The 6,025-nt window shown below is 33.6% G+C and carries 7 protein-coding genes; 5 read left to right on the forward strand and 2 right to left on the reverse strand.

The window, feature by feature from the left end; genetic code table 11:
• A partial coding sequence (locus DNK84_RS04435) for a type VI secretion system protein IglI family protein (RefSeq protein WP_268876885.1) occupies window positions 1-1,149 on the reverse strand: 1,149 nt, incomplete at its 3' end.
• A gap of 4 nt (window positions 1,150-1,153) precedes the next feature.
• Complete coding sequence (locus tag DNK84_RS04440; protein ID WP_119343366.1) at window positions 1,154-1,843, reverse strand: DotU family type IV/VI secretion system protein; 690 nt, start codon at window positions 1,841-1,843, stop codon at window positions 1,154-1,156.
• A 241-nt stretch (window positions 1,844-2,084) separates the two neighbouring features.
• On the opposite strand from DNK84_RS04440, the gene tssB reads away from it, so the two are divergent.
• The 5 genes from tssB to DNK84_RS04465 all read left to right on the forward strand — a co-directional run.
• Window positions 2,085-2,642 (forward strand): type VI secretion system contractile sheath small subunit, encoded by a 558-nt coding sequence (tssB, locus tag DNK84_RS04445; protein ID WP_119343367.1) that lies wholly within the window; start codon window positions 2,085-2,087, stop codon window positions 2,640-2,642.
• Window positions 2,639-4,162 (forward strand): type VI secretion system contractile sheath large subunit, encoded by a 1,524-nt coding sequence (gene tssC / locus DNK84_RS04450; RefSeq protein WP_119343368.1) that lies wholly within the window; start codon window positions 2,639-2,641, stop codon window positions 4,160-4,162. Before tssB ends, tssC begins: the two co-directional genes overlap by 4 nt.
• 96 nt (window positions 4,163-4,258) lie before the next feature.
• Window positions 4,259-4,933: a type VI secretion system tube protein IglC gene (iglC, locus tag DNK84_RS04455; RefSeq protein ID WP_119343369.1), complete on the forward strand. Its 675-nt coding sequence runs from the start codon at window positions 4,259-4,261 to the stop codon at window positions 4,931-4,933.
• 38 nt (window positions 4,934-4,971) lie between these two features.
• Window positions 4,972-5,472 (forward strand): GNAT family N-acetyltransferase, encoded by a 501-nt coding sequence (locus DNK84_RS04460; RefSeq protein WP_119343370.1) that lies wholly within the window; start codon window positions 4,972-4,974, stop codon window positions 5,470-5,472.
• 23 nt (window positions 5,473-5,495) lie between these two features.
• Window positions 5,496-6,025, forward strand: a 530-nt coding sequence (locus DNK84_RS04465) for a reverse transcriptase family protein (RefSeq protein ID WP_208123255.1), incomplete at its 3' end; no start/stop codon positions are given.

Raw genomic sequence — 6,025 nt, forward strand, 5'->3', positions numbered from 1 at the left:
AATGGCGTATTGTGGATCAACTAGACGAATATTGGTTTTCTCTGATGTATTCATGTTAAATGATTGATATTCGATAAAATCTTCATCACTTTGTTCATTAGCAATAAAGCTATCTAATTCCTGTACAAATCGTTCCATATCTGTTTGATATAAACGCTCAGCCATATGCCATTGTAGGGATTGTTGATGTAGTGCGGTAAAACGATAAATTTCACTGATTTTAGGGGATATCTGTTTAAACAAATCGAAAAAAAGTCCAGGGAAATACACTTTAGGATCAAAAGAAATTAATTCTTGCTCAATATCCTGATAAATAATAGCGGATTCAAAAAATCGTTCATTGTTTACTAATTGTTTTAAAAGATGTATTTTTTTAATCAATTGATACCAGTGAACAGAAGCAAATTTATGCAACATACCATCAGCTTTTGCATTCGTATTTTTAGTTGATTGCACAGGCATTGCTTCTCTATAATTATCCGAGGTATCTTTTAGCTTTTCTTCTTTACTTAATGCTTCATCTTGCTTTTTATAACTTGGGTCGCCTTGATTGATAGATAACTCATCTGTTTGTGTTTTTTTAGCTTTATATTGCAAACTTTTTAATTGTTCTATAATTGAGATATATCCCTTATCATGCAGCATATTATTTAAAGACCATTCTGTTAGTATTCTAGCTAATTGCTGCGTGTCCTTTATGGCCATGTTTAATGATTCAACATCAGGGAGCGCTGATAATTCTTTTAGCTGCATTGATAAATTGCCTATAATTAAACGACAAATCCCTGTTAAACTGCTGCCCAGATTCAATGTGGTTTTTGCATTTTCTTCATTTACATTATTTTTTTTATTTCCCTCATCTAGTATATGCAAAATAGTTACGATATCTTTCAGTTGCGTTAGTAGATTATTTTCAACATCTGAAGATAATAGCGCACAAGCAGTACTTAATAATAAGAGATAAGCATTATATCGTTTTTGAGCACTTACCCAGGCGGTTATTTTTTGTTGGCATTCATCAAACTCACCAGATTCATAGGTACGCATAAAGCTATTAATCAGTAATGGCGTTAATTCTGCCTGTGTGTCAAAGTCATTAATGGCCTGCTTCCAGAAGCTTATAAAATTTGAATGGTCTTGATATAACATATGTTTACCTCGTCATTAGCGTATAAATATAAATAACTACAGGTGCTGCAACAGCGAGCAAACCGAGATATTTCATCTTTTGCTTAATTAACCAGTAATGTACACTTTTGTTTCTGAATAACTTTGTTTTTTTATCATCAGCCTGAGTATCTGATGCTGCCTGATTACCCTTATCATGATGAGCAAGCATCTTTGTATCTAACTGATTAATGAGTAGATCTTTTAATTCACGTTTAATATGACGCTGATACAACTTAATTGGCGCTTTATTATTAGCATAATAACGACCACAAAAGCCTAATTTTAAAGCAAAATAAAAACTGGCATATACTTCAGCTGGGTATAAATTATCACGAATAATCTCATCAGCTAAGGTAAAAAAATATTCACCCAAGTCATTGCGCTGTAAAAATTCATTTTGGAATCCATCCCAACGTAAATTATGTGGTTGTAAAGTAATACGTATATGTTCATCTAGATAAGCAATGACAGGAGTGATTAAATATTCGCTAATTTTCGGACTGTAGTTTTGTTGTGTGTAATCTATAAAATGATTAACTTGTTGACGTAAAGCCACTCTAAAAGCTTCTACAGCATCATCGGGGCAATTATCAGTGTGTTTTTTCTTAAATTGCTCATACATATAATATAAGGAATTACTTTCAATTATAGTATTAACGTATTGGTTGTTCATAATTCTTCGTTCAATCTTATTCTTAAGGACACACTATAACGCTTATCTTTTTCAAGGTTATTTCATATATATTTCAAAATAAAAAAATATTTTTTGAAAAGAAATATCTCTGAAATACAACTGAAATATTCACTTGTTAAGATATCCATGTCTTGAGCAGATGCGACAGATAAAACTCGAAATAAAAGATAAAACAATCATAGATTTTAAAAAAGATACAAAATAAAAAAGGAAGCACTGTATGTCAGTCAATAAAAAAATCCCTAAATCTCGATTGATGATCCAGTATGATACGCGTGTGGATGGTCAAAAAAAGAAAAAAGAATTGCCTTATCGTGTATTAATGATGGGTAATGTTTCAAACGGAACATCAAAAGATGCGCAATTGTCATTACAAGATCGTCAAATCCGTAATTTAAAAAATGGTGTGGATGCAACGATGAAAGACATGGAAATACCTGTAAATCTCACAGTAGCAAATTATATCAACCCGCAGAAATCAGCCACAATCGATGTGAACTATATCTTATCAGGGATGAAAGATTTCAGGCCAGATCAAATTGCGGAAAAAGTACCACAAATCAAGGCATTATTAACCTTAAAAGAAATGTTAGTTCGCTTTGAGAAGGATGTAGATAATAATCGAATGATTAAGGACAGTATTGATCGAGTATTTTCTAATAAAGATGCCGTATCCTCTTTAAAATCAAGTTTGCCAGAATTACAAAAATATGCCTTTAAAGATCATGATGCAGAAGTTATTGAAGGCGAAGTCATTACTGAGGAGGAAAACTCATGAGTACGACCATGCAACCACTAGATACAATAACACAATCCTTTGGATTAAAAGCAGAGCAAAGTGAAAGCACATTAAATAAACTTGCTATTGAAGATACAGGAAATGTTAGTGCGATTAATCAATTATTTGATGACTATTATGCACGCAATTTAGCAGCATTATCCATTATTTTAGCAAACAATGAATCGATTGAAAATTACAATAAATCTTATATTCAAAAAGCGATTGAACGTATTGATGCACTCGTTTCAGCACAACTTAATGCCATTATCTCACAAGAAAGCTTTAAGCAATTACACACGCAATGGTTACAGATACAGGATGTATTTAATGGCAAAGGAGAGGATGATAAAATAGATGTGTGTTTGCTAGATGTTAGCAAAGATGAGCTGCAATATGATTTTGAGCGCAATTTATATGATATCTCCAGTAGCGATCTATTTCAGAAAGTCTATGTAGATGAATTTGATCAATATGGCGGTGAGCCATATGGTCTATTAATGGGTATGTATGACTTTAGTTATCATGAAGAAGATATTACTTGGTTGTCTGGTATGGGCATGGTAGCTGAAGGGGCGCACGCACCTTTTTTAGGTGCGGTCAATTTAGATTTTTTCGGTGTTGAAAATGCCAGTGAGCTCAGAAAAATAAAAAGCTTTGAAAGTTTAATGGAGCATCCGCGTTATCGACATTGGAATGATTTTAGAGAAACTGATCAGGCAGCCTATATTGGACTATGTGTTGGGCAATATATTGTTAAACAGCCTTATCACCCAACTAATAATGCTGTTCCTGGCAAATCTCTTAAAGGTTTTAGTGAAGTAGTTGATAGCTATGAATCTAAAGAAGCCTATCTTTGGGCTTCAACGAATATTCATATGGCACGTAATATTATGCGTTCATATGATAAAACAGGTTGGATGCAATATATCCGTGGACCCGAAAATGGTGGGTATGTTGAGAATTTACTAGCCCCTGTTTATAACATTAATGGATATGATGAACAACGTTCAGCTTTAGATGTAAGCTTTGCTGATTATATGGAGCTATCATTAGCTAATGTTGGATTGATTCCATTGATAGAAGAAAAACGGACTAAAAATGCAGCTTTTTTCAGTGTGCAATCCATTAAAAAGGTCAATGAGTTTGTCGATGATATGGACTCCATTAATTCACAACTCGTTGCAAACCTGTCTTATACCTTAAGCATTTCACGAATAGCGCATTATATTAAATGCGTGATTCGTGAAAAAATCGGCAGTGTTGTCAGTAAAGAAGTGATTTATAACATTATTAATGATTGGATTCAGCGTTATGTTACGATTGCATTTAAACCAACACCATTGGAAATGGCTAAATATCCATTTCGTGCAGCTGAAGTGGTAGTTAATCCAATACCAGGTAAAGCTGGATGGTATAAAACACAGGTAACCCTTTTACCTCATATTCAATTTGAGGGAATGGATACCACGCTGAAAGTAGATGCAAAATTGGATCCAAGCCTATTCACTGCGAATTAAGGTCAATAAAAAAATCAATAAAATCCTACGATTTAAAAGTGGGAAGAACAAAAAGCACAAAAAAACACAAAAAGTAAAATAAATAGGAGAATAATAATGAGTGAACAAGGTCAAATTGAAAGACATGTGGTACTAGATGATAAGCCACTTACTTTTAAAACTTCCATGACAGCTTTTGCTGACTCTAATACAGAAACACGTGTTTGGATAGATAAAATTACTATTTTTGGGGAAGAATTTAATCCGGCTCTTACAGCAAGAGAAGGCGGTCAACCTGCCTCAGAAGTTAAAGGTAAACAAACAGCAGCAGCTGTCATTGGTCATTTTTATCTTGCAGGGCCTAAATCTTATGCTGATTGTCAAATGACATTGGGTATCCCAATGACGCTTGAGCAAAGGGTAAAATTGATTGATGCAATTAAAGGTGTGAAAAATGGTTCAAACACAGATCAATTAATCACATTAGGCAAAACAAATGAAAAGCAAGAATTAAAACAAAGCGGTGAAGATAAGGCTTGGGGTGGGATGTGTGATTTAAGTGAGTTAGTGCTTCGCCCTATCGATCCTCAACAAATAGATGATCCCGAACAAATCATTGATGAAGGTCATATATTAGGAGGCGCATCTGATACAAAAGCTAAGTTTTATGTCGTTTCATTCAGAGGTTTAATGGTAGATAACGAAAAATTCACTAAAGATAGTATTCCAGTAGAACATACAGAACTGGGTGAAAAAGGTGAATATGAACTAGATGGTGTGAAATCTGCTTAATATAAAGTGAATTAGATGAAAAAAAGGAAGAAGAAAGCATGAACACAATTATTACTCTTTTGCATTCAAGAGATATAATTCCCGATAAAAACGTCGATCTGGTTTTGCTTAAAGCCCAAAAAGAAGATGTAGATATTTTATCACAAATGCATGCTGAAGCTTTTAGTCAATCTTTAGTGGAAATTAAAACAACAAAAGCATCTTTATTAGATAGTTTACAGCGGCCTAATATGGTGCTTTGGAAATTTTTTGATAAAAAAACGCAAAATATTATTGGAATGGCTTCTTCGACCTTTGATGGACATCTAATTCATTTAGCTGATGTGGTCATCAACAAAAAGCATCGTAATCAAGGGTTTGGTCAGTTATTAATGAGTAATTTAATTGATCAAACACGTCTAATTTATAATAGGCCAAAAGTATACTTACAGTTGAGAATAACGAATCAGGTGGCATTGCATGTTTATTTAAAGCTAGGATTTGAATTTGTAGATATGCATCATCTGTCCAATCAAGAAAAATGGCTAAAAGCTAGCTAGCGATTGATGGAAAAAGGTAAGAAATGATCTCAATAACGGATATTGCCAAAGAAGAAGTTATACAGGAAGCGTTTGATCACGTTTATAAAAGACGTAAAAAGCGCCACCATAACGATGCTATATGGCATGTTTCGTTACATTGGGATGAGATTAAACCTGACATTATTGAGCGTCTTTTAAAAGGTACTTATCAACTTAGTCCTATGAAGCATTATCAGATAGATGATGTCGGACAAGTTGGTATATGGTGTGCAGAAGATGCAATAGTGTTAAAAGCGATAGCGATTGTTTTAGAAAAACCGATCAAAGAAACGTTTGACTTAGAAAATGTAGCACATGTCAAAGGCAACGGTGGTTTGAAACAAGCAGTTTCTAAAGCAAGTGCGTTTTGCCGAAGCGGTAATCCATTTGTTTACAAAACAGATGTTAAAGATTTTTATCAGACGATTAATCATGAGGTGCTTATTAATCAGCTGGAAAAAATAACGAATGATGAAAAGTTAATAAAGATTTTAACGAATTATTGTGAACGAGTAGATATTGTTAACGGTGA

Origin of the sequence: Facilibium subflavum, from assembly GCF_003574485.1 — a bacterium.
Lineage (GTDB): Bacteria > Pseudomonadota > Gammaproteobacteria > Francisellales > Francisellaceae > Facilibium > Facilibium subflavum.